We start from the raw sequence: 26,237 nt of genomic DNA, 5'->3' as shown, positions 1-26,237 counted from the left end.
TTTCCCTATATAAAACAACGATTTTGAAAGAAATAGTTCGCCTGCTACAGAAATGGGTCATAAAAAAATCTTGTGTCAGATGAAATATCTGTGGTAACTCTTTAGGTATTCCTTCGAACAAGATGCAAAAAGAACTGAAAATGACAGCCCTTCTACGAGTGATTAGCCTGGTCGTGATTAGCGTGGTGGTGATTATTATCCCACCGTGCGGGGCTGCACTTGGACGAGGAAAGGCTTAGAAATCAAGCCTTAACGAACTAAGACCCCCGCACCGAAAGGTCCGGGGGTTTTTTTATGACTAAAAAACTTAAATGAGGAGCAGAGAATGACGACTAGCACAAAATTCTGTTTCTCCAGATTTATGACGGGGAACTAACTATGAATGGGGCACAATGGGTAGTACATGCGTTGCGCGCGCAGGGAGTCGAAACCGTATTCGGTTATCCGGGTGGCGCAATTATGCCGATTTACGATGCACTGTATGACGGCGGCGTGGAACACCTCTTGTGCCGACACGAGCAGGGCGCAGCGATGGCCGCCATCGGTTATGCCCGTGCGACCGGTAAAACAGGCGTCTGTATGGCCACCTCCGGTCCGGGCGCAACGAACCTGATCACCGGCCTGGCTGACGCGCTGCTCGATTCCGTACCCGTGGTGGCGATCACCGGCCAGGTGGCCTCTCCGTTCATCGGCACCGATGCTTTCCAGGAAGTGGATGTGCTCGGTTTATCGCTTGCCTGCACCAAACACAGCTTCCTCGTTCAGTCTCTCGAAGAGCTGCCGCGCGTGATGGCCGAAGCGTTCGAGGTTGCCAGCTCTGGCCGTCCTGGTCCGGTTCTGGTAGATATCCCGAAAGATATTCAGGTTGCACTCGGCGATCTGGAACCGCACTTCTCCACCGTTGAAAGCGACGACGTGTTTCCCCATACGGAGGTTGAAGAGGCTCGCCAGATGCTGGCGCAGGCGAAACAGCCGATGCTGTATGTAGGCGGCGGCGTGGGCATGGCGCAGGCTGTTCCTGCCCTGCGCGAATTTATCGCAGTAACGCAAATGCCCGCCACCTGCACGCTGAAAGGATTGGGCGCGGTCGACGCGGACTATCCATACTATTTGGGCATGTTAGGGATGCACGGCACCAAAGCGGCAAACCTGGCGGTGCAGGAGTGTGACCTGCTCATCGCCGTCGGCGCCCGTTTTGACGACCGCGTCACCGGCAAGCTGAACACCTTTGCGCCGAACGCCAAAGTGATCCATATGGACATCGACCCGGCGGAGATGAACAAACTGCGTCAGGCGCATGTCGCGTTGCAGGGCGATCTCAACGCGCTGTTACCGGCGCTGGAGCAGCAGCTGGATATCAACCCATGGCGTCAGCACACCGCCGATATGCGCGCTGAACACGCCTGGCGTTACGACCACCCCGGCGAGGCCATCTATGCGCCGCTGTTGTTGAAACAGTTGTCCGACCGCAAACCCGCAGACAGCGTGGTGACGACGGATGTCGGCCAGCATCAGATGTGGTCAGCCCAGCACATGACCTACACCCGCCCGGAGAACTTCATCACCTCGAGCGGCTTAGGCACGATGGGCTTCGGCCTGCCCGCTGCCGTGGGCGCACAGGTTGCCCGCCCGAACGATACCGTTATCTGTATCTCCGGTGACGGCTCCTTCATGATGAACGTCCAGGAGCTCGGCACCGTGAAGCGTAAGCAGTTACCGCTGAAGATCGTTTTGCTCGATAACCAGCGTTTAGGCATGGTTCGCCAGTGGCAGCAGCTGTTCTTCCAGGAGCGTTACAGCGAAACGACCCTGACCGACAACCCCGATTTCCTCACCCTGGCCAGCGCCTTCGGCATTCCTGGCCAGCACATCACCCGTAAAGACCAGGTTGAAGCGGCACTCGACACCATGCTGTCAAGCGAAGGGCCATACCTGCTTCATGTCTCAATCGACGAGCTTGAGAACGTCTGGCCGTTGGTACCGCCCGGTGCCAGTAACTCACAAATGCTGGAGAAATTATCATGATGCAACATCAGGTTGCCGTGCAGGCTCGCTTCAACCCGGAAACGTTAGAACGCGTATTGCGTGTGGTCCGTCACCGTGGTTTTCAGATTTGCTCTATGAATATGGAAACGGCCACGGATGCACAAAATATCAGTATCGAATTAACCGTTGCCAGCCCGCGGCCGGTCGACTTACTGTTTAGTCAGTTATCAAAACTGGTAGACGTTGCCCATGTTGCCATCTGCCAGAGCACAACCACATCACAACAAATCCGCGCTTAAGCGTGACAGGACGAAAAAATGACGACAAAAAAAGCTGATTACATTTGGTTCAATGGTGAGATGGTTCGCTGGGAAGACGCGAAAGTTCACGTGATGTCCCACGCGCTGCACTACGGCACCTCCGTGTTTGAAGGCATCCGTTGCTACGATTCTCACAAAGGACCAGTGGTGTTCCGCCATCGCGAACACATGCAGCGTCTGCATGACTCAGCCAAAATTTATCGTTTCCCGGTCTCCCAAAGCGTTGATGAGCTGATGGAAGCCTGCCGCGAGGTGATCCGCCAGAACAAACTGACCAGTGCCTATATTCGTCCGCTGGTCTTCGTGGGTGATGTCGGCATGGGTGTCAATCCGCCCGCTGGCTATAACACCGATGTGATCATTGCTGCGTTCCCGTGGGGCGCCTACCTGGGCGCGGAAGCACTGGATCAGGGGATCGACGCAATGGTTTCTTCCTGGAACCGCGTGGCACCAAACACTATCCCGACCGCGGCTAAAGCGGGCGGTAACTACCTCTCCTCACTGCTGGTTGGCAGCGAAGCGCGCCGTCACGGTTACCAGGAAGGTATCGCGCTCGATGTAAATGGCTACATCTCCGAAGGTGCGGGCGAAAACCTGTTTGAAGTAAAAGACGGCATTCTGTTCACCCCGCCGTTTACCTCGTCCGCGCTGCCGGGCATCACCCGCGACGCCATCATCAAGCTGGCAAAAGATCTGGGTATCGAAGTACGCGAGCAGGTGCTGTCCCGCGAATCCCTGTACCTGGCTGACGAAGTGTTCATGTCCGGTACCGCGGCTGAAATTACACCGGTGCGTAGCGTCGACGGCATTCAGGTGGGCGAAGGCCGCTGTGGTCCGGTCACCAAACGCATTCAGCAAGCCTTCTTCGGCCTGTTCACCGGCGAAACAGAAGACAAATACGGCTGGTTGGATCAGGTTAATCACTAAATATAAATTTGGGACGGCACGCACCGTCCCATTAAATAGTCAGACGGGAGTAAATAAAGCATGCCTAAGTATCGTTCAGCCACCACCACCCACGGCCGTAATATGGCGGGTGCCCGCGCACTGTGGCGCGCCACCGGAATGACCGACGCCGATTTCGGCAAGCCAATTATCGCCGTGGTGAACTCCTTCACCCAGTTTGTACCGGGCCACGTGCACCTGCGCGATCTCGGTAAGCTGGTTGCCGAGCAAATCGAAGCCTCTGGCGGCGTGGCGAAAGAGTTCAACACCATTGCGGTGGATGACGGTATCGCAATGGGCCACGGGGGGATGCTCTATTCACTGCCGTCGCGCGAGCTGATCGCCGACTCGGTGGAGTACATGGTTAACGCCCACTGCGCCGATGCGATGGTCTGTATCTCCAACTGCGACAAAATCACCCCGGGGATGCTGATGGCCTCCCTGCGCCTGAACATTCCGGTGATCTTCGTTTCCGGCGGCCCGATGGAAGCGGGTAAAACAAAGCTTTCCGACAAAATCATCAAGCTCGACCTGGTCGATGCGATGATCCAGGGCGCGGACCCGAAAGTCTCTGACGAGCAGAGCGACCAGGTGGAACGCTCCGCGTGTCCGACCTGCGGCTCCTGTTCCGGGATGTTCACCGCCAACTCCATGAACTGCCTGACCGAAGCGCTGGGCCTTTCTCAGCCGGGTAACGGCTCGCTGCTGGCGACCCACGCCGACCGTAAGCAGCTGTTCCTTAACGCGGGCAAGCGCATCGTTGAGCTGACCAAACGCTACTACGAGCAGGACGACGCCAGCGCGCTGCCGCGCAACATCGCCAGTAAAGCGGCGTTCGAAAACGCCATGACGCTGGATATCGCCATGGGCGGTTCCACCAACACCGTTCTGCACCTGCTGGCCGCCGCGCAGGAAGCCGAAATCGACTTCACCATGAGCGACATCGACAAGCTCTCCCGCAAAGTGCCGCAGCTGTGTAAAGTCGCGCCGAGTACCCAGAAGTACCATATGGAAGACGTGCATCGTGCTGGTGGTGTCATCGGTATTCTCGGCGAGCTGGATCGCGCAGGGCTGCTGAACCGCAACGTGAAAAATGTGCTCGGCCTGACGCTGCCGGAGTCGCTGGACCAGTACGACGTGATGCTGACCAAAGACGACGCGGTGAAAAAGATGTTCCGCGCCGGTCCGGCAGGTATTCGCACCACGCAGGCGTTCTCGCAGGATTGCCGCTGGGACACGCTGGATGACGATCGCGCCGAAGGCTGCATCCGCTCGCTGGAACATGCCTACAGCAAAGACGGCGGTCTGGCCGTGCTGTACGGTAACTTTGCGGAAAACGGCTGCATCGTGAAAACCGCAGGCGTGGACGACAGCATTCTCAAATTCACCGGTCCGGCAAAAGTGTATGAAAGTCAGGACGAGGCGGTAGACGCTATCCTCGGTGGCAAAGTGGTGGAAGGCGACGTGGTGGTCATTCGCTACGAAGGGCCGAAAGGCGGTCCGGGCATGCAGGAGATGCTCTACCCGACTACCTTCCTGAAATCGATGGGCCTCGGCAAAGCCTGCGCGCTGATCACCGACGGTCGTTTCTCTGGCGGCACGTCAGGCCTCTCCATTGGCCACGTCTCCCCGGAAGCGGCAAGCGGCGGCAATATCGCGATCATCGAAGATGGCGACCTGATCGAAATCGACATTCCGAACCGCGGCATTCAGCTGAAGCTGAGTGACCAGGAGATTGCGGCCCGTCGTGAAGCGCAGGAAGCCCGCGGCGACAAAGCCTGGACGCCGAAAGACCGCCAGCGTGAAGTCTCCTTCGCCCTGCGTGCCTACGCAAGCCTTGCCACCAGTGCAGATAAAGGCGCGGTGCGCGATAAATCTAAACTTGGGGGCTAATGATGGCCGAGTCACAACCCTTATCCGCCGCCCCCGAGGGGGCGGAATACCTGAGAGCGGTGCTGCGCGCACCGGTCTATGAAGCCGTTCAGGTCACGCCCCTGCAAAAAATGGACAAACTCTCCTCGCGCCTCGACAACGTCATTCTGGTGAAGCGCGAAGACAGGCAGCCGGTGCACAGCTTCAAGCTGCGCGGCGCCTACGCGATGATGGCCGGGCTGACGGATGAGCAGAAAGCGCGCGGCGTCATTACCGCGTCGGCGGGCAACCACGCGCAGGGCGTAGCGTTCTCCGCGGCCCGTTTAGGGCTGAAAGCGCTGATCGTGATGCCGGTTGCCACGGCGGATATCAAAGTCGACGCGGTGCGCGGGTTCGGCGGCGAAGTGCTGCTCCACGGCGCGAATTTTGACGAAGCGAAAGCCAAAGCGATTGAGCTGGCGCAGCAGCAGGGCTTCACCTGGGTCCCGCCGTTCGATCACCCGATGGTGATTGCCGGGCAGGGTACGCTGGCGCTGGAACTGTTGCAGCAGGATGCCCATCTCGACCGCGTTTTCGTCCCGGTGGGCGGCGGTGGCTTAGCCGCTGGTGTGGCGGTGCTGATCAAACAGCTAATGCCGCAGATCAAAGTGATTGCGGTTGAAGCGGAAGACTCCGCTTGCCTGAAGGCGGCGCTGGACGCCGGACATCCGGTGGATCTGCCGCGCGTCGGGCTGTTCGCCGAGGGCGTGGCGGTGAAGCGCATTGGCGATGAAACGTTCCGTCTGTGCCAGGAGTATCTCGACGATATCGTCACCGTCGACAGCGACGCTATCTGCGCGGCGATGAAAGATCTCTTCGAGGATGTGCGTGCGGTGGCGGAGCCGTCCGGCGCGCTGGCGCTGGCGGGGATGAAGAAATACATCGCCCAGCACAACATTCGCGGCGAGCGTCTGGCGCACGTGCTTTCCGGCGCCAATGTGAACTTCCACGGCCTGCGCTACGTGTCCGAACGCTGTGAGCTGGGCGAGCAGCGTGAAGCCCTGCTGGCGGTGACCATTCCGGAAGAGAAGGGCAGCTTCCTGAAGTTTTGCCAGCTGCTGGGCGGCCGTTCGGTAACGGAGTTCAACTACCGCTTTGCCGATGCCAAAGATGCGTGCATTTTTGTCGGCGTGCGTCTGAGCCGTGGCGTGGAGGAGCGCAAAGAGATCCTCAGCCTGCTGCATGACGGCGGCTACAGCGTGGTCGATCTCTCCGACGACGAAATGGCGAAGCTGCACGTGCGTTACATGGTCGGCGGCCGTCCATCCAAGCCGCTCAGGGAACGCCTGTTCAGCTTCGAGTTCCCGGAATCGCCGGGCGCGTTGCTCAAGTTCCTGCACACGCTGGGCACCCACTGGAACATTTCTCTGTTCCACTACCGCAGCCACGGCACCGACTACGGCCGCGTGCTGGCGGCGTTCGAGCTGGGCGAGCACGAGCCGGATTTCGAAACGCGCCTGAACGAGTTGGGCTATGAGTGCCATGACGAAACCCACAACCCGGCGTTCCGCTTCTTCCTCGCGGGCTAAGGGTTGAGCTGCGTGTAGGACGGGTAAGCGCAGCGCCACCCGGCTTTAGTGGTTCGGCAATATCTTCCAGAACGCATCAATAAGCGGCTCATGCAGCCGCTTTTTTTGTGCGCACACGCCAAGCTCGAACGGTGTTTTCTCGTCGCTGCGTTCTAAAATCATCACGCGATTGCGCACTGGCTCCGGGCTGTTTTCCAGCACCACTTCTGGCAGCAGCGCCACGCCGCAGCCGAGCGCCACCATCGACACCATCGCCTCATGGCCGCCGACCGTGGCGTAAATCGACGGGTTGCTGATTTTCTGGCGGCGGAACCACAGCTCAATGCGGCGGCGCACCGGCCCCTGATCGGCCATGATAAACGGCACCGTCGACCAGTCCGGTTTCTCCACCGAGACCTGGTTGCGCACAGGGCAGGGCAGCGCCGGGGCAATCAGTACTACCGCCAGATTCTCCAGCATTGAGAACGCTACCGCGCCCGGCAGGGTTTCCGGCTTCCCGGCAATCGCGAGATCCGCTTCGCCCGTGACCACTTTTTCCATCGCGTCGGCGGCATCGCCGGTGGTGAGCTTAATTTCAACCGACGGATGTTCCGCGCGGAAGCGGTCGAGAATGGGGGGAAGATGGCTGTAGGCGGCGGTCACGGAGCAGAAAATATGCAGCTCGCCGGAAAGCGACGGCCCCTGCTGGTCGATGGTGTGCCGCAGCTGCTGGTACTGCAACAAGGTTTGCTGGGCAAAGATGCGCAGCTCTTCACCGGCTTCCGTGAGGGTGACGGTGCGGTTATCGCGCACGAACAGCGGCTGGCCGAGGTCTTCCTCAAGGCGCTGGATCTGGCGCGACAGCGTGGAAGGGCTGACGTGCATCGCCCGGGCGCTGCGGCCAAAGTGACGGCTTTCCGCCAGATGCAGGAACATTTTCAGATCGCGTAAATCCACCGATTCCACTCCCTCTTTTTACATTGCATAAATTGCAATGTGACGTTGTGAATATATCAATTTCCGCAATAAATTTCCTGTTGTAATGTGGGTACATTCTCGCTGAAACGCGAACCGAACAATAAGACACACAACATCACGAGGTATCACCCATGGCTAACTACTTTAATACACTGAACTTGCGCCAGCAGCTGGCGCAGCTGGGCAAATGCCGCTTCATGGCGCGCGATGAATTTGCTGATGGCGCGAGCTACCTTCAGGGTAAAAAAGTGGTCATTGTTGGCTGTGGCGCACAGGGTCTGAACCAGGGCCTGAACATGCGTGACTCCGGGCTGGATATCTCCTACGCCCTGCGCAAAGAAGCGATTGCTGAAAAGCGCGCTTCCTGGCGTAAAGCGACCGAAAACGGCTTCAAAGTAGGTACCTACGAAGAGCTGATCCCGCAGGCGGACCTGGTGGTTAACCTGACGCCAGACAAGCAGCACTCAGACGTTGTGCGTTCCGTACAGCCGCTGATGAAAGACGGCGCCGCGCTGGGTTACTCCCACGGCTTCAACATCGTTGAAGTGGGCGAGCAGATCCGTAAAGACATCACCGTAGTGATGGTGGCACCGAAGTGCCCGGGCACCGAAGTGCGCGAAGAGTACAAACGTGGTTTCGGCGTACCGACGCTGATCGCCGTTCACCCGGAAAACGATCCGAAAGGCGAAGGCATGGCGATTGCCAAAGCCTGGGCAGCGGCCACCGGCGGCCATCGTGCGGGCGTACTGGAATCTTCCTTCGTTGCGGAAGTGAAATCTGACCTGATGGGCGAGCAGACCATTCTGTGCGGCATGCTCCAGGCGGGTTCTCTGCTGTGCTTCGACAAGCTGGTGGAAGAGGGCACCGATCCGGCATACGCGGAAAAACTGATTCAGTTCGGCTGGGAAACCATCACCGAAGCGCTGAAGCAGGGCGGCATTACGCTGATGATGGACCGTCTGTCCAATCCGGCAAAACTGCGCGCGTTCGCACTCTCTGAACAGCTGAAAACCATCATGGCACCGCTGTTCCAGAAACACATGGACGACATCATCTCCGGCGAGTTCTCTTCCGGCATGATGGCGGACTGGGCGAATGACGATAAGAAACTGCTGACCTGGCGCGAAGAGACCGGTAAAACCGCGTTCGAAACGGCACCACAGTTCGAGGGTAAAATCAGCGAGCAGGAGTACTTCGATAAAGGCGTACTGATGATCGCGATGGTGAAAGCGGGCGTTGAGCTGGCGTTCGAAACCATGGTGGATTCCGGCATCATTGAAGAATCTGCGTACTACGAATCGCTGCACGAGCTGCCGCTGATCGCAAACACCATCGCCCGTAAGCGTCTGTATGAGATGAACGTGGTGATCTCCGATACCGCCGAGTACGGTAACTATCTGTTCTCTTACGCCTGCGTACCGCTGCTGAAAGAGTTCATGACTACCCTGCAAGCAGGCGATCTGGGTAAAGCGATTGCGGAAGGTGCGGTTGATAACGCGCAGCTGCGTGACGTAAACGAAGCGATTCGCAGCCACGAAATCGAGAAAGTGGGCCAGAAACTGCGTGGCTACATGACCGATATGAAACGTATCGCAGTAGCAGACTAAAAAGACAATCGGGTGGCGCAAGCCACCCGAACTGTTTTAGCTACGCAGTATCGCGCCGGGATAACCCAGCTGGCGCCACGCCTCATACACCACCACCGACACCGCATTCGACAGGTTCATGCTGCGGCTGTCCGGCATCATCGGAATACGAATTTTTTGCTCAGCGGGCAAGGCATCCAGAATGGTGGCCGGCAGGCCGCGGGTTTCCGGACCAAACATCAGATAATCCCCGTCCTGATAGCTTACGGCACTGTGCGCTGGCGTGCCTTTGGTGGTCAGGGCGAACATGCGCTGCGGCTTCTCTGCGTCCAGAAACGCGGCGTAATCGTGATGACGAACGACGGCAGTAAACTCATGGTAGTCCAGCCCCGCGCGGCGCAGACGTTTGTCGTCCCACGTAAAGCCCATCGGCTCAATGATGTGCAGACGAAAACCGGTGTTGGCGCACAGGCGGATGATATTGCCGGTATTGGGTGGGATTTCTGGTTCGAATAAGACGATGTTAAGCATGCTGCCCCCTTAATTGCGGGGGGCAGAATAGCAGAAAAGAGAGGGACTAGGCGACGCCCGGCTCCTGCGAGCGGCTATACAGCATTTTGTAGACGGTTGCCGCCGCGGCCACGAGAGCAGGCACGCTGAGGATCATCAAAATACTGTCCGCCTGCCACTGCATGGAGAGAAGCTGGGCGCTGGTCATGGTGCCCGCCACGCCGCCGAAGCGGCCGATCCCCTGCATCCAGGCGATACCCGTCGCGCGGCACTCGGTAGGGTAAAAGGTGGCGGCCAGGGTCTGCATCCCCGACTGCGCGCCGTTCATCGCGATCCCCATCAGGAAGATTAACCCGCCAAACAGGGTGATATGATTATGCTCAATGCCGAGTAAAAGAATCAGGCCCATCGTCAGCACGAAACCACACGCGACCACCTTGTGCGCTTCCCAGCGGTCCATCATCCAGCCCGCGAGCAGAATGCCAGCGGTGCCGCCGAAGGTGAACAGCGAGGTGAGCCAGGCGGATTCCGCCAGCGCATACCCCATCCCCTGCATCAGCGTTGGCATCCAGCTCAGCAGGACGTAATAAATCACCAGTCCCATAAAGTAGGTGACCCACAGCATCAGGGTGCCGGGCAGCCAGGGCATGGAAAACAGCTGCGACACGCTGCCTTTTTTCGACGCGACCTTCTCCTCCGCCAGGAAAAAGCCCGTGACGCTATCCAGCGTGCTGCGGGCGAACCGGCTGGCGATGCGGCGAACCTGCGCGACGTCTTTCCCTCGCTGCACCAGAAACTTCACCGACTCCGGCAACAGCAGCGCCAGCAGCACCGTTAAAATCAGCGGCGCAATCGCGCCGGTCAGCAGTACGCTTCGCCAGCCATGGTGAGGGATAAGCCAGGACGAGATAGCCCCGCCGCCCGCCGCACCCAGCGGAAAGCCGCAGTACATCGTGTTAATTGCCATGGCGCGGCAGCGCTGGGGGGCAAACTCTGAGATCAGCGTGATGGCGTTAGGCATCGCGGCGCCCAGCCCGAGACCGGTCAGAAATCGCCACAGCGTCAGGGTATTCAGACTTTGCGCCCAGGCCGTGCCCAGGCTCGCCAGGCCGAAGAACAGGCATGAAAAGACCAGTACGCGCTTGCGTCCCATACGGTCCGATACCGGACCTGCAATAAGAGCTCCCAGCGACAGCCCCAGTAGCGCCGCACTCAACACCGGCCCCAGATCCTGTTTATGTATTCCCCACTCCGCCGACAGCGTAGGCGCAATGTAACCCATCGCTGCGGTATCGAAACCATCGATCGCCAGCACCAGAAAGCCCAGCACAATAAGAAGCCAGTGAAACCCTGAAAAAGGACTCTCATCGATCACCTGCTGAATATCCACCCGACCTGAATACGTCATACGTTCCCCTCCGATGTGATGTTGTTTTTGTGTTCTTGTATTTGCTTGTCTATACAATTGCGGAGGGCGGGTTGTGTCAAATTTTCTTATCCAGAATGTTACGCAGGTGTTATTTTCAACAAAAAAAGCGCCCGAGGGTAAAGCCGGGCGCGGAAGAAGGGGAGGCTAACCGGGGGATATCAGGCCGCGTTTCCTTGAGAAAGGGGGGCCAGCGCCGCAGGCAGCTTACTGAGCTCCTGCACCAGAGAGTCTTTGCTGATTTCACCGATTGTTTTCGCACCGGTAAGGGTCATCGCCACCTTCATCTCTTTCTCGATCAGGTTCAGCAGATTCGCCACGCCCGCCTGGCCGCTGGTGGCCAGCGCGTACAGGTAAGCACGGCCCAGCAGCACACTGTCTGCGCCCAGGGCAATCATGCGTACCACGTCCAGCCCGTTACGGATGCCGCTGTCGGCCAGAATCGCAATATCGCCTTTCACCGCATCGGCAATGGCTGGCAGGGCGCGGGCGGAGGAGAGCACCCCGTCAAGCTGGCGGCCACCATGGTTAGAGACCACGATCCCATCGGCACCAAAACGCACCGCGTCGCGCGCATCTTCCGGATCGAGGATCCCTTTGATCACCATCGGGCCGTCCCAGAATTCGCGGATCCACTCCAGGTCTTTCCAGGAGATGGATGGATCGAAGTTGTTCGCCAGCCAGCCGATGTAATCTTCCAGCCCGGTCGGTTTACCCAGGTAGGCCGAAATATTGCCCAGATCGTGCGGACGGCCATTCACGCCGACATCCCACGCCCACTGAGGGTGCGTCACCGCCTGCCAGTAGCGGCGCATCGCGGCGTTCGGACCGCTCATGCCGGAGTGCGCATCACGGTAGCGGGCGCCGGGCGTGGGCATATCGACGGTAAAGACCAGCGTGGAGCAGCCCGCCGCTTTGGCGCGCTCAAGGGCGTTACGCATAAAACCGCGATCGCGCAGGACGTACAGCTGGAACCACATCGGGCGCTTGATGGTCGGGGCGACCTCTTCAATCGGGCAGACGGACACGGTGGAAAGGGTAAACGGAATGCCTTTGGCATCTGCTGCGGCGGCGGCCTGCACTTCGCCCCGGCGGGCATACATGCCGCATAAGCCGACGGGCGCAAGCGCCACCGGCATGGAGAGCGTCTCGTTAAACAGCTTCGTCTCAAGGCTCAGGTCAGACATATTCTTCAGCACGCGCTGGCGCAGGGCCACTTCCGACAGGTCCTCCACGTTGCGGCGCAGGGTATATTCGGCGTACGCCCCGCCGTCAATGTAGTGGAACAGGAATGGCGGCAAAATGCGCTGTGCCGCGGCGCGATAGTCACTGGCTGCGGAAATAATCATGCTTTGTTCTCCCTGGAAATATCACTCTCGCCAGGCAGACGGGTAATACGCGCCTGTCGGGCCTGATCTTCATCGAATCGTTTAATGGTGGTATGCACGAAGCCGAGATGCGCCATCATCGCCTTGCGCGCGGCCTCGGCATCACCGGCCAGAATGGCGTTGAGCACCGCCTCGTGCTGTTCGGTCAGTTGGGCAAAGACTGGCGGCACCAGATACATGCGCTGGCGGCTCTGCTTCACGGAGGATTGCAGCAGGTCGAAGAACCCGCGCATGGTTTGCAGCAGAACCACGTTATGTGACGCCTCGGCAATCGCGAGGTGAAAACGCACGTCCGCCTGGGAGGCGATGTCCGGGTCGCTGCTTTGCGTGGCCTCAAAGCAGGCTTTGAGCTTCTCTTTGTCGGCCTCGGTTGCCCGCATCGCCGCATGCCACGCGGTGCTGGTTTCGATGGCGTGACGCGCTTCGAGGATGTCAAAGCTGTAGTCCGGGTCGTTTTCCATCAGCGTCTTAAGCGGCTGCACGATGTTTTGTTCGGACCAGTCGTCATGCTGCCAGCGCACGAAGGTGCCGCCGCCTCGACGGCTCAGCAGCACCCCTTCGCTGACCAGCGTCGCCAGCGCCTCGCGCAGTGAATTGCGCGACACGCCAAGCTGGGCGGCAAGCTGACGCTCGGCGGGCAATCTCATGCCCGCTTCCAGCTGTTGTTCTTCTATCAGCGCCCGTACGCGAGTGGCAATCTCGTCGGACAGACGTCTGGGCATCACTATCATGGAATCATCCAGGTTAAGACATAGGCCTGCAATGTGGTGATCACGCCCACCATGCAGGTAAATATCAGGCTGTGTTTAACGGTAAAGCGGAACAGATCCGACTCTTTGCCTACCAGCCCCACCGCGGCACAGGCAATGGCGATGGACTGCGGTGAGATCATCTTCCCGGTCACGCCGCCGGTGGTGTTCGCGGCGACCAGCAGCACGTCCGAGACGCCAATCTGCTGCGCGGCTGTGGCCTGTAGGGCGGCAAACAGGGCGTTAGATGACGTATCTGAACCGGTCAGGAACACCCCCAGCCAGCCGAGGAACGGCGAGAAGAAGGTAAACGCGTGGCCGGTATGCGCCAGCGCTAACGCCAGCGTCGACGACAGGCCGGAGTAGTTCGAAATAAACGCGAACGCCAGCACCATGCCGATGGAGTAAATCGGCAGCATCAGCTCTTTAATCGTCGCCGCAAAGGTCTGCACCGCGGCGGCAGGCTTCATGCGCAGCCACACTACGGAAAGGATAGCGGCAAACAGGATGGCCGTGCCGGTGGCTGAGAACCAGTCAAACTTAAACACTGCCGCATACGGCGTGGCGTCGTGTACCACCGGCGGCATACGGGCGACCATTTTGTCGAGGAACGGCACGGAGATATTAATCACCATGTCGTACAGCGCGCCGCCCGGGGCGAACAGGGCTTTAAACGGCGGAATACTCCACAGCGTCACGGTGGCGGTCAGGAACAGGAACGGTGACCACGCGCGCACAATCTGTCCGGCGGTATAGCCGGTGCGCGCCAGCGTCTGATCCACGTGCGATGCGCCCATGTCAGCAAAGCGGAAGATACGTACCGGCTGCCAGCGTTTCAGGAACAGCGTCAGACAGACCAGCGACACCAGGGAAGAGATGATGTCCGGCAGTTCCGGGCCGAGGAAGTTGGAGCTGAGATACTGGGCAATGGCGAACGAACCGCCCGCTACCATCACCGCAGGCCAGGTCTCCTTCACGCCGCGCCAGCCGTCCATAATCGCCATGATCCAGAACAGCACGATAATGGTCAGGAACGGCAGCTGGCGGCCCACCATCTGGCCGATCTCGAAGCTGTCCAGCCCGGTCACCTGGCCCGCCACCAGAATAGGAATGCCCATCGCGCCAAACGCCACCGGCGCGGTATTCACAATCAGGCACAGGCCAGCGGCATACAGCGGGTTAAAGCCCAGACCGACCAGCAGGGCGGCGGTGATGGCCACCGGTGCGCCGAATCCTGCCGCCCCTTCCAGAAATGCTCCGAAGGAGAAGCCGACGATCAGCATCTGCAAACGCTGGTCCGGCGTGATGGAGAGAATCGACGAGCGAATAATGTCGAACTGCCCGGTTTTGACCGAGATTTTGTAGACAAAGACGGCGGCGATGATGATCCACGCAATCGGCCACAGGCCGTAGAAGAAGCCATAGACGACGGAGGCCAGCGCGCGATCGACCGGCATTTTGTAGAAGAACAACGCCACCATCAGGGCGATGGCAACGGTATACGTCGCGGCGAGGTAGCCCTTCAGCTTGAGCTTAATCAGCGCAAAGAAGAAAAACAGGATCGGTAGCGATGCGATCAGGCTCGACAGCCAGATATTTCCGGCCGGATCGTAGTTTTGTTGCCAGAGGCTCATGCAGGTCTCCTGAGGACCACACAGGTGTTCGTCGGGTGAGTCTCTGCTCATCTCTGCGTCACACTTAGTGTAAAAGTGGTCCTTCCAATATTGTGATGTAGGGTTAATGACAACAAATGGTTAACCAAGTGTTGCTATTCAGCAATTGTTTTGTGAAGTGGAGCATCGAAATTGTGAACGATGGATAGCTTTGTGCGTGATTGGTAGGACCAAACCCGCAAAATCAAATCACCGTGTGCATTGGGAGCGGTGGTCAGGTGGAGAGCCTTACATTCGCCTTTTAAGCAGATACGGCGCGTAAAAGAGGTTATATAAAAAGGAGAGGTGATAATATTGCGTGAATTGAATGAGGTTTGTTTGTTTTATTTGTGTTTTTGAGAAGCTGTATATGTGTGAGCAGAGTGATATATTTCCTATAAATAAAAATTTTTTTTGGTTAAAAATGCGAAATCTAAGCTGTAGCAAAAAATTTTAATTAAGGTAAATTTCACATATAGATTTTAACAGTGTATTACAAACGATCAATTGATGATCGATAAGGAAATATCCTGTTCAATTGCGGTTTTTCAGGATAAAGGGTAAGAATTTTGCGCTGAACAGACATTTTTTGGCTAATAATATTCTGAAATAAATTGATCAAACAATGATCAGTTAACTCTCTTGTAATTTAGTTGCGGTATTAAAAGCAGATTAATAATTATTATGGCAATCGAAAGGGGTTAAATTTGTTAGTTGAGTGTTAATTTCTGAGTGTTTACAGACGCGGCATATTGCTTTTCAATGCGTAGACGTTAAAAGGCATTTGATTTACTATTTATTCAGAAGCAACGTAACAGAAGATTTTAAATTTATTACTAACCACAACGTATTCAGTGTTATTTTCGGCCAGAAGTCATTCCTCAGTTGAAGGATATCTGTGTATGGCCTTCTGAAAATATACGGATTATCACCATGGGATGGACCCTGCTTTATTCTATAAGGTCGCGTCACCCATTCTGCTAAAAACCTTTCGGTGGCGTTTTTAAATCCTTATAGCGGTTATTGTACCTGGTACAACAAATCTATATCTGTTTAATTTACAGAGGGGAAAGTGTTCCAAATGAAAATCAAAAATGTGGCGCTGGCGATTGCCGCGGCGGGGCTGCTGTTATCTTCTCAATCAGTACTGGCAAGCAGTGATTCTGGCGTTAATGCTTCTCTGGATACCGGTGCGGGTTCGCAAAGTACGGGCGGGGTGATCAATTTTACCGGGAAGATTACCCTTATTTCCTGTGATATTACTCCGGCCTCTAAAAACAAAACGGTAGACCTTGGGGCGTGGGCAAAAAGCTACTTTGACGATCACAACGAAACGACGCCGCGCGAGTTCAAAATCAACGTGGAAAACTGCCCGGAGACGGTTGAATCGGTTGCGGTACTGTTTGACGGAACCAAAGATACGGTGAATGACACACTGCTTCAGGTTACGCCGGGTGAAGGTATGGCGACGGGTGTCGGCGTGAAGCTTTATAACAGCGATCGCAGCACCGCGATTAAACCGGGTACGGTATCTGAAACAACCGCACCGGATGATCAAGGCAATGCTGAATTAACTTTCTATGCCGCACTTGACAAAGATGGCACGGAAATCAACGCCGGCGATGTTAACGCCGTATCCAACTTCCTGATGGTTTATAACTGATTTCACTGTCAGCCACCTCCAGAGATAATAATGATGAAACGTTTATCGTATATTATGCTCACTGCATTAATGGTTAGTTCTGCGTCAGTTTCCGCTGGCGTTGTAATGGGGGGAACACGGATCGTATACCCGCAAAACAGCAAGGAGGTGGCATTTTCTGTTTCTAATATGGAAAGTGCGGTTCCCTATCTTATTCAGTCGTGGGTTGAAGGCGATGGGCCGGATAAAAATAACGCTGCGCCATTTATTGTCACACCACCTCTGTTCAGACTTGATCCGGAGCAGACCAACACGCTGCGTATTCAATATACCGGCGCTCCGCTGCCCACAGATCGTGAATCTGTATTCTGGCTCGATATTAAAGCGATAGCGCCAAAGCCAAAAGAGAGCAGCAACGAATTACAGGTAAACGTCAAATCGAAATTTAAAATATTCTACCGCCCGGACAACCTGAAAGGGGACGCCGCCACGGCCTGGCAGAAAATAACGTTTTCGCGAACGGGAAAAGGGCTTAAGGCCGCTAACCCGACGCCATACTACGTCTCTTTTTATCGTCTGACCGTTGGCGGGCATAAAATTGAGCAGCCGGGCATGATCGGTCCAGGGGAAACCCGGGAATGGCCTGTGTCCGCCTCCGGGGGCGTAAGCTGGTCGGCTATTAATGATTTTGGTGCCATCACCGCCACCCACACCCAGCCTCTTTAAGACCATGCCTTTTCGCCTGTTTCGTTACGCGCCGCTTTCGGTGTTGCTGCTTAGCTTCAGCCGCGCGGGGATGGCCGAGGATTACTTTGATCCCGCCGCGCTGGAGCTTTCCTCTACTGAACAGAAAACGGCGGATCTGCACTATTTCTCTGAAAAGGGCGGGCAGATGCCAGGCACCTGGCTCGTGACGCTGGAGATTAACGGACGCGAGGAGCGGCATCAGGAGATCACCTTCGTCAATGAGAAAGGCAGCCTGCAACCCGTTTTTAGCGTATCGCTGCTGGAAGCGCTTGGCGTAAATGTAGGGGCCATTCCTGCATTCTGCCGGTTGCAGGAGGGAGAAACGTTCACGCACCTCGAGGATTTTATTCCGGCAGCGCGAACTTCTTATGATTTCAACCAGCAGCGTCTCTTTCTCAGCCTGCCGCAGGCGGCAATGAAACACCGCAGCCGTGGCTACGTGCCGCAGTCGCAGTGGGACGATGGTATCCCGGCGGCATTTACTGATTACAGTCTGTCGGGCGGTCAGGCCCGTCATCAGAGCGGGGTCACAACATCCAGCTATCTGAGCCTGCGTAACGGCATTAATCTGGGGGCGTGGCGGCTGCGTAACACCTCGGCCTGGAGCTACAGCGACGCGGGCGGCGACCATTTTCAGTCGCAAAGTAGCTGGCTGACCAGGGATATTCGCCGTCTTAACAGCCAGCTACGGATCGGTGATGCCTGGACCGCAGGCGACGTCTTCGATAGCGTGGCGTTTCGCGGGGTACAGCTCTCATCAAGCGAAAGCATGTTGCCCGACAGCCAGCGCGGCTTCGCACCAACCATCCGCGGCGTCGCACACAGCTTCGCTAAAGTCTCCGTTTCGCAAAATGGCTATGTGATCTATGAAACCTGGGTGGCCGCCGGGCCATTTATCATTAACGATCTGTTTCCGGGCGCACAAAGTGGCGATCTACAGGTTACGGTCACGGAAAGTGACGGCTCAACGCGCGTCTTTACCCAGCCCTACTCTGCGGTGCCGTTTATGCGACGCCAGGGCAGCCTGAAATACAGTCTCAATGCAGGACGATTTCACTCCGGCTCCGGTGATGCGCGTTCGCCCGATTTTGTTGAAGGCGCTTTCTTCTACGGTCTGCTCTCCAGGATGACGGTGTATGGCGGCTTTCGTACGGCGAGCAACTATCAGGCCGGTGCAATTGGCGTAGGCAGAGGGTTTGGCGCATTTGGCTCGCTGGGTATTGATGATACGCTGGCAAAAAGCCGTTTACCCGACGGCAAAAGCGCGATGGGGCAGGCGTGGCGCATTCAGTACCAGAAAGATTTCAGCGCTACCGGCACCGCCTTCAACCTGGCGAGCTATCGCTATGCCTCGCGCAATTACTACGAATTTAGTGAACTGAATCAGTCTGACAGCCAACAGCTGCAACTCAATAATCGCCGTAGCCGCTCGCAGGTCACTTTTTCACAGACGCTGGGTCAGTTCGGCAGCCTCAGCGTCTCGGCATGGATGCAGGATTACTGGCATACGTCCGGGCAGGATAAAACCATCCACATTGGCTGGTACACCAGCTGGCGGGGTATTTCCTGGGGCGCGGGGTATGACTACACCGACTCAGCGCTTGAGCAGCATCCCGATCGCACCGTGTCGTTTAACGTCAATGTTCCGCTTGGCAACTGGCTGCCGGGCAGTTCGGTCAGTTACTACGCCAACCACAACAATCGTGGGATGACCACGCAGCAGGTGTCACTCAACGGCAGCGCGCTGGCGAACCGCAACCTGAATTACAGCGTTCAGCAGAGTAAGACCAGTGAGGGAGAGGCCGACAGCACCAGCCTGGCGCTGCAATACAACGGTGGCTACGGCAACGTCAGCCTCGGTTATGACCACAGCCGAAACGGTAGCAACGCGAGTCTTGGACTCGCCGGAGGCGTTATCGCCACGCAGTATGGCGTCACGCTTAGCCAGCCGCTGGGCGATACCGTCGCCCTGCTGCGCGTGCCCGGCGCGGCGAACGTTGAGCCGAAGGGCTATAACGGGATCCATACCGACAGCCGCGGCTATGCGGTCATGCCAACGCTCTCGGCGTATCGCAAAAATACCGTCAGCCTTGATACGGCGACGCTGGGTGAGAACGTCGACATTGAGCAAAGCGGTCTGACGCTCATTCCCACCAGCGGCGCGGTGGTGCTGGCCAATTACACAACCCACATTGGTTATCGCGTTCTGTTTTCCCTGCGCTACCACGGCGAACCGTTGCCGTTTGGCGCGCAGGCTGAAGTGGTGGAGCAGAACCGCCATTCTGCAAACCGAAGCATGGTCGCTGACGGCGGTCAGGCCTACCTGAGCGGAGTACCCGAGCGCGGCACCCTGCGCGTCACCTGGTATGAAAACGGGGAGCAGCAGCAATGCCAGACACCTTTCAGACTGGGGAAAGCTCATATGGCCCCCGGCATCGCTACGCTGTCTCTTGAGTGCCACTAGAGGAATATCATGCGTCACTTTATTCACTGGTTTTTCTATCTGAGCCTTCTTTCGCTTTTTGGCATGCTGAGTTTTCATGCGCACGCTCAGGCCTCGCCCTGCCGCACCACGCGCGATCAGTGGGTTGTCCAGGTACCCTACGCCATTGGATATGCTCCCGGCACCGCGGATTGGACGCCGGTTTCCGCGCCGATACAGTCTACCGGGCAAGACTTCTACAACTGTGATGGCGGTAGTGACCCCTGGCGTAGTATCGGATTTGTCGAGCTGGATAACCCCGTCGGCACCGTGGTGGGGGAAGACGGTGCGTCGCGGCACGTCTACAAAACCCAGATTGACGGCATCGGCTACGCGCTCGGGTTTCGCGAGCAGCAGTACTGCGGCGCCGATGCGATACGCTATATTGACGGCACAAGTCAGGTGAATGGCAATGAGTCCCGGCGCATTTGCGACGCATCGCAAAACCCCGCCTTTGCCAGCGCCTCAACGTACAAAATGCAGTTCTGGGTGGTGTTCTACAAAATCCCGACGACCAGCGCCATGCCTGACGATAACGCCAATTCCCAGGAGCAAAATGTCGGATCGCTGATATTGCAGGCGGGAGAAAATCAAGCCAGCGCCACCAACGTGGCGACACCGGTACAGATCCATCTCGCCAGCTTCACCGTCAGGCGTACCAGCTGTTCAGTGGGCTCTCGCAGCATTCTTGTTCCCATGGGGAGCGTGAGCCAGCGTGAATTTCACGGCATCGGCTCCCGCGCCGGAGGCGGACGCTTCAGCATTCCGGTGACCTGTGAAAATAACACGGCGGTTAAGATGGGTTTCTTTGGCGATACCACGCCGGGCAACGATCGGGCGCTGGCGTTGACGAAGCAGGAGGATAGCGCCAGCGGTGTCGGGATCGAACTGCTTTACGGTGACAATACCGGTTCGGTTCAGGGGCAGGTGGTATCGTGGAACACCCCGCAGGTGTCAGCGCTTGGCCAGGTGGGGGATAACCAGACGCAGACCTTCTGGTTTGATGCGCATTACATTCAGACGGAAGAGAACGTAACGGCGGGAAAAGCGGATGCGATGGCCACGTTTAACCTGATTTACAACTGAGTTTCCCCTGCGCAGCGGCAGGGGAGAGCGATCAGAACGCGGTCTTACTAAAACCCGTCATCTCTTTCAGGCCCATTTCGCGGCCAAGCTCAGTCATCGGGTGCACCACCACCAGGCCACGGACGCTTTTCTTCAGCTTGCCCATGTCGGCCTGCTCTTTTTTGGTGATCGCGCGGCGATGCGGCATGTTCATCAGCTTCTGCGCCTCTTTACTCAGCTTCTGGCCTTTCACATCGCGCAGGCGCTCAATTTCCGCCTCCAGCTTCTCGGACTCTTTTTCCAGCTCGGCATATTTCTCGGCGGAATCAACAAGGGAGAGGCCAGCCATCTGATGGCGGATCAGATCGAGACGGTCGCTCAGGCGTTTAATTTCGTTCTTTTCGACTTCTTTCATGACAAATAACTCTGAAAACGGGGAATTTACAGGGAAGGATACACCAATGTGTGCGGGCTTACTTCTGAAACGCTTTTTTTAAGCTGATTTTAGAAATCAGCTCAGTCAGGGAAAGCACCATGGTGGAGCGGACAACTTGTTGATAACGCAGCTTTTGCATCATGTACAGCTCTGGGTCGCTGTCATCAAACTGAGGTGCGGGAGGGAGCGCGGCTACGCAGTGCAGTTCGCCGAAGGGCCCCAGGATCTCATCATCGGTAAAGGTGTACTCATTGCCGTCATGATTGAGCTCTTCGCGCAGCGCCATTAACAGCTCGGCGTCTTCATACTCCTGACGGTTCAGCACGCCAAGACCGTAAATCAGCTTCAGCCGTACCGATAAATCGCCCAGCGGTCCGTCTCCGTCCAGTAACGGTTCTACAGCATACTTTACCGCGTAGTCGTCTTTGCGAAACACCTGAAGCACCAGAATGTTCACCGCCTCGGTTAACAGCTCAACGGCGGCAATCAGGAAACTTCGTACGGTTTTGCCAGCATTCAGACGCTCAAGCACACGATTTTCAAAGGCCTGGGTTTGTTCCATTATTGCCTGCATATCTGACAATCTGTTATTCGGGCGCAGGCTAACCTGCGCCGGACTCTGCATCATTTGGTTGCGTTGTATGCGCTGACCGCCTCCGCAACCACGTCACTGTTGGCATCCAGACCGGAAATCTGCGCCAGCGCAGCCTGTGCGCCTTTGTCATCAATCAGCTGAGCCAGCTCAATCGCCTGCGGGTCCTGCTCGCTGCGGTAGTGCATTGCGGCAGCGATTCCCTTCACCAGGTTAGCGTGCGGCAGACCGTATTCCAGCGTGCCCAGCAGCGGTTTAATCAGGCGGTCGCCCGCGCTCAGTTTACGCAGCGGCTGACGACCCACTCGCTCAACGTCATCTTTCAGATACGGGTTTTCAAAACGACCGAGGATTTTCTGGATGTATGCTGCGTGTTTATCAGCATCAAAACCGTAGCGTTTGATCAGCACCGCGCCGCTCTCTTCCATTGCCCCTTTGACCACCGCACGGATGTTCTCATCGAGGATCGCGTCACGAATCGTCTGATGACCGGCCAATTTCCCGAGGTACGCGGTTATAGCATGCCCGGTGTTCAGCGTGAAGAGTTTACGTTCGACAAATGCCATCAGATTATCGGTTAATTCCATTCCCGGAATGGTCGGCAGCGCGCCTTTAAACTGAGTTTTATCAACGATCCACTCGCTGAAGGTTTCCACCGTCACTTCCAGCGGGTCGTTGGTGGCGGATTCTGATGGCGGAACGATGCGGTCAACGGCGGAATCCACAAAACCAACGTGCGCTTCAACCCAGGCTTTATCTTCCTCAGCCACAGCGGCCAGAACGTGGCCTTTCAGCTGCGTGGTGCCGCGCACCATATTTTCACAGGCGATGATGTTCAGCGGCGTTTCAACGCCTTGTGCTTTACGCTTCGCCAGGCCTTTCGCGACCGCCGGGGCGATACGCTCAAGCACCACCGGACCCACGGCTGTGGTGACCAGATCAACGCTCGCGATGAGGTCAATCACGTCGTCGCCAATGCTGCTTACCGCGTTGACGCCAGAGACCGTTTCAACCTGTTCGTTTTCACCCACCACGTGAACCTGATAGCTATGACGGGCATTCAGGGCATCCAGAACCACCTGATTCACATCGGCGAATGTCAGGGTAATGCCTGCGTCTGCCAGCAGTTTACCAATAAAGCCACGTCCGATATTACCTGCGCCAAAATGTAATGCTTTCATAGTGTTAACCTTCATCAATGTTTTTACCCGAGAGGGCTGGGGTGAGGAACGTTTTCCCCTCACCCTAGCCCTCTCCCCGGGGGGAGAGGGAAGAGGCGCTGTTACTTGTTAAGCAGAGCCAGAACTTCTTCAACGCTGGTGGTGTTGGCCAGACGCTCAATAACCGTTTCGTCATCCAGCGCGTTGGTCAGGCTGGTAATCACCTGGATATGCTCGTTGTTGCGAGCGGCGATACCAATCACCAGACGGGCGATGTCGTCCTCTTCTTCACCGAAGCGCACGCCGTCAGGATACTGACAGAACACCACGCCGGTTTTCAGCACGCGGTCTTTCGCTTCAACCGTACCGTGCGGAACCGCGATGGATTCACCCAGGTAGGTTGGGGTCAGCTTTTCACGCTCCAGCATCGCCTCAACGTACTCAGGCTGAACGTAGCCGCCTTTCACCAGCTGCTCACCGGCGAAGCGAATGGCCTCTTCTTTATTGGTCGCCGTGCGGCCAAGGAAGATGTTTTCTGCGCCCAGTTTGAACAGATGCGCGTTGCTCTCGTCGAAGCTGTCTTGCAGGCTGGTGCGCACCTTCACTTCGTTATCTTCATGGCGCTGGGCCGCAACCAGACGTTCTGTCAGGCTGGTGTACAAGCCGCTGTCGAGGAAGTTGGTCAGGGAAATGTGCTGCGCCTGCGGCACCTGACGCATGGCGCGCTCGGTCAGATCGCGGTGCGTGATCACCAGGTCAACGTCCGGCGGCAGGTTGTTAATCGCGCTGTTGGTCACGGAGATGTTGGTCAGACCCGCATCCTGCACTTTCTTACGCAGCACGCCCGCACCCATTGCGCTGGAACCCATACCGGCATCACAGGCCACGATAATTTTACGCACGTGGCTCAGGTCGTTAGAGACATCACCCGCCGCCAGCGGCGTTGCGCCTTTGGATTCGGCTTTCATGTCATGCATACGACGGGTTGCCGCTTCGATATCGTCGTCTTCTTTCACCTTGCTGGTTTTCAGCAGGATAGCGGAGACCACGAAGGAGACGGCCATGGCCGCACAGATCGCCGCGATGTTCGCGAAGTAGGCGCCTTTCGGGGTCATCGCCAGCACCGCCAGAATAGAGCCTGGAGAAGCAGGAGACACCAGACCACCGCCCAGTACGCTCAGGGTGAATACGCCGGTCATACCGCCAAGGATAACGGCCAGGATCAGACGTGGGTTCATCAGCACATACGGGAAGTAAATTTCGTGAATACCGCCCAGGAAGTGAATGATAGCCGCGCCGCCAGCAGACTGTTTCGCGCTGCCGCGACCAAAGAACATGTATGCCAGCAGAACGCCCATACCCGGACCCGGGTTCGCTTCAATCAGGAAGAAGATGGACTTGCCGAGATCGTGTGACTGCTGAATACCCAGCGGTGAGAAGATACCGTGGTTGATGGCGTTGTTCAGGAACAGGATTTTCGCCGGTTCAACGAAGATAGACGCCAGCGGCAGCATGTCGTGCGCCACCATGAAGTTAACGCCCGCCGCCAGCAGCTTGGAGAGCACTTCAACCGCAGGGCCAATGCCGAGGAACGCCAGAATCGCGAGGATCATCCCGATGATGCCCGCGGAGAAGTTGTTCACCAGCATTTCGAAGCCGGATTTGATCTTGCCATCAACCCAGACGTCAAATTTCTTGATCGCCCAGCCGCCCAGAGGACCGGCAATCATCGCACCGAGGAACATCGGCATATCCGCACCGACAATCACCCCCATGGTTGTGATGGCACCCACGACACCACCACGGTCACCGCCCACCAGACGACCACCGGTATAACCGATGAGCAGCGGCAGCAGGTACGTAATCATTGGGCCAACAAGTTTCGCCAGCGTTTCGTTAGGCAACCACCCTGTCGGAATAAATAATGCGGTGATAATACCCCACGCGATAAACGCGCCGATATTTGGCATCACCATGTTGCTGAGGAAACGACCAAAGCTTTGCACTTTGATCTTAAAATCGGATGACATAAAACACCCCTTCTTATGTTTACGCTTAGGCTTGTGGCCCGAGGTTTATCGTTAATGTGCGGCGGCAGAGGTAGCCGGGCCCTGTTCTGATGCTGTGAAATCTGGCACTGAATCGTTCAACTGTCCAGACAGCGGAATTTTGTGTGATCTGAATCACATGAATGTAGGGGGTGAGGATATTAATGAAGTGATCGCGATCACATAATGGGTGTGTAAAAAAAATACATTGCTCAGAATTACGCCAAAATGAGGGCTATTTTGTGATTAATATCACAATGTTAAGTTGGCTGTTTGTTTCCAGATTGTGATTTGATTCACAAAATATTTTTATGCAGATTTATCCCGTATCCCCTCACGGCAGGAATGCGATACGTACACCTGCCTTTTTTCACGGCTTGATCCATACTGACCTCTTTATGGGCATTAAGGATAAGCAATGAAACTCATCGGCAGTTATACCAGTCCTTTCGTGCGTAAGATTTCGATTCTCCTGCTGGAGAAAGGGATTGAATTTGAATTCGTAAATGAACAACCGTACAACGCAGAGAACGGCGTTGCGCAGTACAACCCGCTGGGGAAAGTCCCGGCGCTGGTAACGGACGAGGGCGACTACTGGTTTGATTCCCCGATCATTGCGGAGTACATCGAGCTGCTTGGCGTTGCGCCAGCCATGCTGCCGGCGGATCCAAAAGCAGCGCTGGCGATGAAGCAAATTGAAGCCCTGGCGGATGGCATTATGGATGCGGCATTAACGTCCGTACGCGAGCAGGCAAGGCCCGCCGCCCAGCAGTCAGAAAATGAGCTGCTGCGCCAGCGCGAAAAAATCAGCCGCAGCCTGGATATGTGCGAACAGCTGATCCGCGACGGGAAAATTCAGAGCGATAGCCTGAATCTGGCGACGATCGCCATCGCCTGCGCCATTGGCTACCTTAATTTCCGCCGCGTCTCGCCGGGCTGGTGCGTGGATCGTCCGCTGCTGGTCAAACTGGCGGAGACGCTCTTCCAGCGCGAAAGTTTCGCCCGGACTGAACCACCAAAGGCTTGATGCGGGTTATAACACTTCCTGGCGGGAGGCGGTACAATCCCCCCACATGTTAACTCCCTCTCCCGTCGGGAGGGGGGAA

General features: G+C 56.7%; 23 protein-coding genes. 13 read left to right on the top strand and 10 right to left on the bottom strand.

The features are described 5' to 3' along the window. Positions 1-140 precede the first annotated feature (140 nt). The 7 genes from ilvL to ilvA all read left to right on the top strand — a co-directional run bounded on the left by ilvL (position 141) and on the right by ilvA (position 6,691). Positions 141-239: an ilv operon leader peptide gene (gene ilvL, locus ACQG0S_RS21830; protein ID WP_001311244.1), complete on the top strand. Its 99-nt coding sequence runs from the start codon at positions 141-143 to the stop codon at positions 237-239. Between the two features lie 86 nt (positions 240-325). Next, positions 326-376: a peptide IlvX gene (gene ilvX / locus ACQG0S_RS21825; RefSeq protein ID WP_166792073.1), complete on the top strand. Its 51-nt coding sequence runs from the start codon at positions 326-328 to the stop codon at positions 374-376. A gap of 2 nt (positions 377-378) precedes the next feature. After that, a complete protein-coding gene (gene ilvG / locus ACQG0S_RS21820) occupies positions 379-2,025 on the top strand; it encodes an acetolactate synthase 2 catalytic subunit (protein WP_094948592.1) in 1,647 nt (548 codons plus the stop codon). Beyond that, positions 2,022-2,285: an acetolactate synthase 2 small subunit gene (gene ilvM, locus ACQG0S_RS21815; RefSeq protein ID WP_003860184.1), complete on the top strand. Its 264-nt coding sequence runs from the start codon at positions 2,022-2,024 to the stop codon at positions 2,283-2,285. The genes ilvG and ilvM overlap by 4 nt, the downstream gene beginning before the upstream one ends. A gap of 18 nt (positions 2,286-2,303) precedes the next feature. Next, complete coding sequence (ilvE, locus tag ACQG0S_RS21810) at positions 2,304-3,233, top strand: branched-chain-amino-acid transaminase (RefSeq protein ID WP_003860182.1); 930 nt, start codon at positions 2,304-2,306, stop codon at positions 3,231-3,233. Positions 3,234-3,293: 60 nt separating this feature from the next. Then, positions 3,294-5,144: a dihydroxy-acid dehydratase gene (gene ilvD, locus ACQG0S_RS21805; RefSeq protein WP_022649775.1), complete on the top strand. Its 1,851-nt coding sequence runs from the start codon at positions 3,294-3,296 to the stop codon at positions 5,142-5,144. Between the two features lie 2 nt (positions 5,145-5,146). Next, on the top strand, positions 5,147-6,691 hold the full coding sequence (gene ilvA, locus ACQG0S_RS21800) for a threonine ammonia-lyase, biosynthetic (RefSeq protein ID WP_169441321.1): 1,545 nt from the start codon (positions 5,147-5,149) through the stop codon (positions 6,689-6,691). Between the two features lie 45 nt (positions 6,692-6,736). On the opposite strand, the gene ilvY is transcribed toward ilvA, so the two are convergent. Next, positions 6,737-7,627 (bottom strand): HTH-type transcriptional activator IlvY, encoded by an 891-nt coding sequence (gene ilvY, locus ACQG0S_RS21795; protein ID WP_017382574.1) that lies wholly within the window; start codon positions 7,625-7,627, stop codon positions 6,737-6,739. Between the two features lie 152 nt (positions 7,628-7,779). Here ilvY and ilvC point away from each other — a divergent pair, with 152 nt between their 5' ends. After that, a complete protein-coding gene (ilvC, locus tag ACQG0S_RS21790; RefSeq protein WP_022649773.1) occupies positions 7,780-9,255 on the top strand; it encodes a ketol-acid reductoisomerase in 1,476 nt (491 codons plus the stop codon). A gap of 36 nt (positions 9,256-9,291) precedes the next feature. Here the strand turns inward: ilvC and trmL are convergent, their stop codons facing one another. From trmL to lldP, 5 genes are all read right to left on the bottom strand, one after another. Next, positions 9,292-9,765 (bottom strand): tRNA (uridine(34)/cytosine(34)/5-carboxymethylaminomethyluridine(34)-2'-O)-methyltransferase TrmL, encoded by a 474-nt coding sequence (trmL, locus tag ACQG0S_RS21785; RefSeq protein WP_022649772.1) that lies wholly within the window; start codon positions 9,763-9,765, stop codon positions 9,292-9,294. A 46-nt stretch (positions 9,766-9,811) separates the two neighbouring features. Beyond that, entirely contained in the window at positions 9,812-11,152 is a 1,341-nt protein-coding gene (locus ACQG0S_RS21780; protein WP_048966146.1) for an MFS transporter, read from the bottom strand. A gap of 179 nt (positions 11,153-11,331) precedes the next feature. After that, on the bottom strand, positions 11,332-12,519 hold the full coding sequence (gene lldD, locus ACQG0S_RS21775) for an FMN-dependent L-lactate dehydrogenase LldD (protein ID WP_022649770.1): 1,188 nt from the start codon (positions 12,517-12,519) through the stop codon (positions 11,332-11,334). Continuing rightward, the gene (gene lldR, locus ACQG0S_RS21770; RefSeq protein ID WP_023298877.1) at positions 12,516-13,289 is read right to left on the bottom strand and encodes a transcriptional regulator LldR; all 774 of its coding nucleotides are present in this window, start codon (positions 13,287-13,289) and stop codon (positions 12,516-12,518) included. The genes lldD and lldR overlap by 4 nt, the downstream gene beginning before the upstream one ends. Then, positions 13,286-14,941 carry an L-lactate permease gene (gene lldP, locus ACQG0S_RS21765; protein WP_022649769.1) on the bottom strand — a complete coding sequence of 552 codons (1,656 nt, stop codon included), beginning with the start codon at positions 14,939-14,941 and terminating at the stop codon, positions 13,286-13,288. The genes lldR and lldP overlap by 4 nt, the downstream gene beginning before the upstream one ends. A 1,099-nt stretch (positions 14,942-16,040) precedes the next feature. Between lldP and ACQG0S_RS21760 the strand changes: the two genes are divergently transcribed. Genes ACQG0S_RS21760 through ACQG0S_RS21745 form a run of 4 tightly spaced genes read left to right on the top strand, consistent with a single transcriptional unit; the run spans position 16,041 to position 20,916 of the window. Then, positions 16,041-16,622, top strand: a complete 582-nt coding sequence (locus ACQG0S_RS21760; RefSeq protein ID WP_032621994.1) for a fimbrial protein — start codon at positions 16,041-16,043, stop codon at positions 16,620-16,622. A 30-nt stretch (positions 16,623-16,652) separates the two neighbouring features. Continuing rightward, positions 16,653-17,327, top strand: coding sequence for a fimbrial biogenesis chaperone (locus ACQG0S_RS21755; RefSeq protein ID WP_022649767.1), 675 nt, complete (start codon positions 16,653-16,655; stop codon positions 17,325-17,327). A gap of 4 nt (positions 17,328-17,331) precedes the next feature. Continuing rightward, complete coding sequence (locus ACQG0S_RS21750) at positions 17,332-19,812, top strand: fimbria/pilus outer membrane usher protein (protein WP_225303528.1); 2,481 nt, start codon at positions 17,332-17,334, stop codon at positions 19,810-19,812. 9 nt (positions 19,813-19,821) lie between these two features. Beyond that, positions 19,822-20,916, top strand: coding sequence for a fimbrial protein (locus ACQG0S_RS21745; RefSeq protein ID WP_045622158.1), 1,095 nt, complete (start codon positions 19,822-19,824; stop codon positions 20,914-20,916). 31 nt (positions 20,917-20,947) lie between these two features. Here the strand turns inward: ACQG0S_RS21745 and ACQG0S_RS21740 are convergent, their stop codons facing one another. The 4 genes from ACQG0S_RS21740 to ACQG0S_RS21725 all read right to left on the bottom strand — a co-directional run bounded on the left by ACQG0S_RS21740 (position 20,948) and on the right by ACQG0S_RS21725 (position 25,113). Continuing rightward, the gene (locus tag ACQG0S_RS21740; protein WP_063138190.1) at positions 20,948-21,310 is read right to left on the bottom strand and encodes a YibL family ribosome-associated protein; all 363 of its coding nucleotides are present in this window, start codon (positions 21,308-21,310) and stop codon (positions 20,948-20,950) included. Between the two features lie 58 nt (positions 21,311-21,368). After that, positions 21,369-21,959, bottom strand: coding sequence for a mannitol operon repressor MtlR (mtlR, locus tag ACQG0S_RS21735; RefSeq protein WP_023298873.1), 591 nt, complete (start codon positions 21,957-21,959; stop codon positions 21,369-21,371). After that, a complete protein-coding gene (gene mtlD / locus ACQG0S_RS21730) occupies positions 21,956-23,119 on the bottom strand; it encodes a mannitol-1-phosphate 5-dehydrogenase (protein WP_041907503.1) in 1,164 nt (387 codons plus the stop codon). Before mtlD ends, mtlR begins: the two co-directional genes overlap by 4 nt. A gap of 86 nt (positions 23,120-23,205) precedes the next feature. Continuing rightward, complete coding sequence (locus ACQG0S_RS21725; protein WP_022649761.1) at positions 23,206-25,113, bottom strand: PTS mannitol transporter subunit IICBA; 1,908 nt, start codon at positions 25,111-25,113, stop codon at positions 23,206-23,208. 436 nt (positions 25,114-25,549) lie between these two features. On the opposite strand from ACQG0S_RS21725, the gene ACQG0S_RS21720 reads away from it, so the two are divergent. Then, complete coding sequence (locus ACQG0S_RS21720; protein ID WP_015572763.1) at positions 25,550-26,158, top strand: glutathione S-transferase; 609 nt, start codon at positions 25,550-25,552, stop codon at positions 26,156-26,158. Positions 26,159-26,237 lie beyond the last annotated feature (79 nt).

This window comes from Enterobacter cloacae complex sp. 418I7 (assembly GCF_050030705.1).
In the GTDB taxonomy this organism is placed as follows: Bacteria; Pseudomonadota; Gammaproteobacteria; order Enterobacterales; family Enterobacteriaceae; genus Enterobacter; species Enterobacter intestinihominis.
This window is presented reverse-complemented; position numbering and strand designations above follow the sequence as displayed.

Coding starts and splice junctions, on each gene's coding strand:
- mtlR (WP_023298873.1), bottom strand. CDS start 21,959: ATGATGCAGAGTCCGGCGCAGGTTAGCCTGCGCCCGAATAACAGATTG.
- ilvL (WP_001311244.1), top strand. CDS start 141: ATGACAGCCCTTCTACGAGTGATTAGCCTGGTCGTGATTAGCGTGGTG.
- ACQG0S_RS21720 (WP_015572763.1), top strand. CDS start 25,550: ATGAAACTCATCGGCAGTTATACCAGTCCTTTCGTGCGTAAGATTTCG.
- ACQG0S_RS21755 (WP_022649767.1), top strand. CDS start 16,653: ATGATGAAACGTTTATCGTATATTATGCTCACTGCATTAATGGTTAGT.
- ACQG0S_RS21760 (WP_032621994.1), top strand. CDS start 16,041: ATGAAAATCAAAAATGTGGCGCTGGCGATTGCCGCGGCGGGGCTGCTG.
- ilvC (WP_022649773.1), top strand. CDS start 7,780: ATGGCTAACTACTTTAATACACTGAACTTGCGCCAGCAGCTGGCGCAG.
- ACQG0S_RS21725 (WP_022649761.1), bottom strand. CDS start 25,113: ATGTCATCCGATTTTAAGATCAAAGTGCAAAGCTTTGGTCGTTTCCTC.
- ilvG (WP_094948592.1), top strand. CDS start 379: ATGAATGGGGCACAATGGGTAGTACATGCGTTGCGCGCGCAGGGAGTC.
- ilvD (WP_022649775.1), top strand. CDS start 3,294: ATGCCTAAGTATCGTTCAGCCACCACCACCCACGGCCGTAATATGGCG.
- ilvA (WP_169441321.1), top strand. CDS start 5,147: ATGGCCGAGTCACAACCCTTATCCGCCGCCCCCGAGGGGGCGGAATAC.
- lldP (WP_022649769.1), bottom strand. CDS start 14,941: ATGAGCCTCTGGCAACAAAACTACGATCCGGCCGGAAATATCTGGCTG.
- ACQG0S_RS21740 (WP_063138190.1), bottom strand. CDS start 21,310: ATGAAAGAAGTCGAAAAGAACGAAATTAAACGCCTGAGCGACCGTCTC.
- ACQG0S_RS21750 (WP_225303528.1), top strand. CDS start 17,332: ATGCCTTTTCGCCTGTTTCGTTACGCGCCGCTTTCGGTGTTGCTGCTT.
- ACQG0S_RS21745 (WP_045622158.1), top strand. CDS start 19,822: ATGCGTCACTTTATTCACTGGTTTTTCTATCTGAGCCTTCTTTCGCTT.
- lldD (WP_022649770.1), bottom strand. CDS start 12,519: ATGATTATTTCCGCAGCCAGTGACTATCGCGCCGCGGCACAGCGCATT.
- ilvM (WP_003860184.1), top strand. CDS start 2,022: ATGATGCAACATCAGGTTGCCGTGCAGGCTCGCTTCAACCCGGAAACG.
- ACQG0S_RS21780 (WP_048966146.1), bottom strand. CDS start 11,152: ATGACGTATTCAGGTCGGGTGGATATTCAGCAGGTGATCGATGAGAGT.
- mtlD (WP_041907503.1), bottom strand. CDS start 23,119: ATGAAGGTTAACACTATGAAAGCATTACATTTTGGCGCAGGTAATATC.
- ilvE (WP_003860182.1), top strand. CDS start 2,304: ATGACGACAAAAAAAGCTGATTACATTTGGTTCAATGGTGAGATGGTT.
- trmL (WP_022649772.1), bottom strand. CDS start 9,765: ATGCTTAACATCGTCTTATTCGAACCAGAAATCCCACCCAATACCGGC.
- lldR (WP_023298877.1), bottom strand. CDS start 13,289: ATGATAGTGATGCCCAGACGTCTGTCCGACGAGATTGCCACTCGCGTA.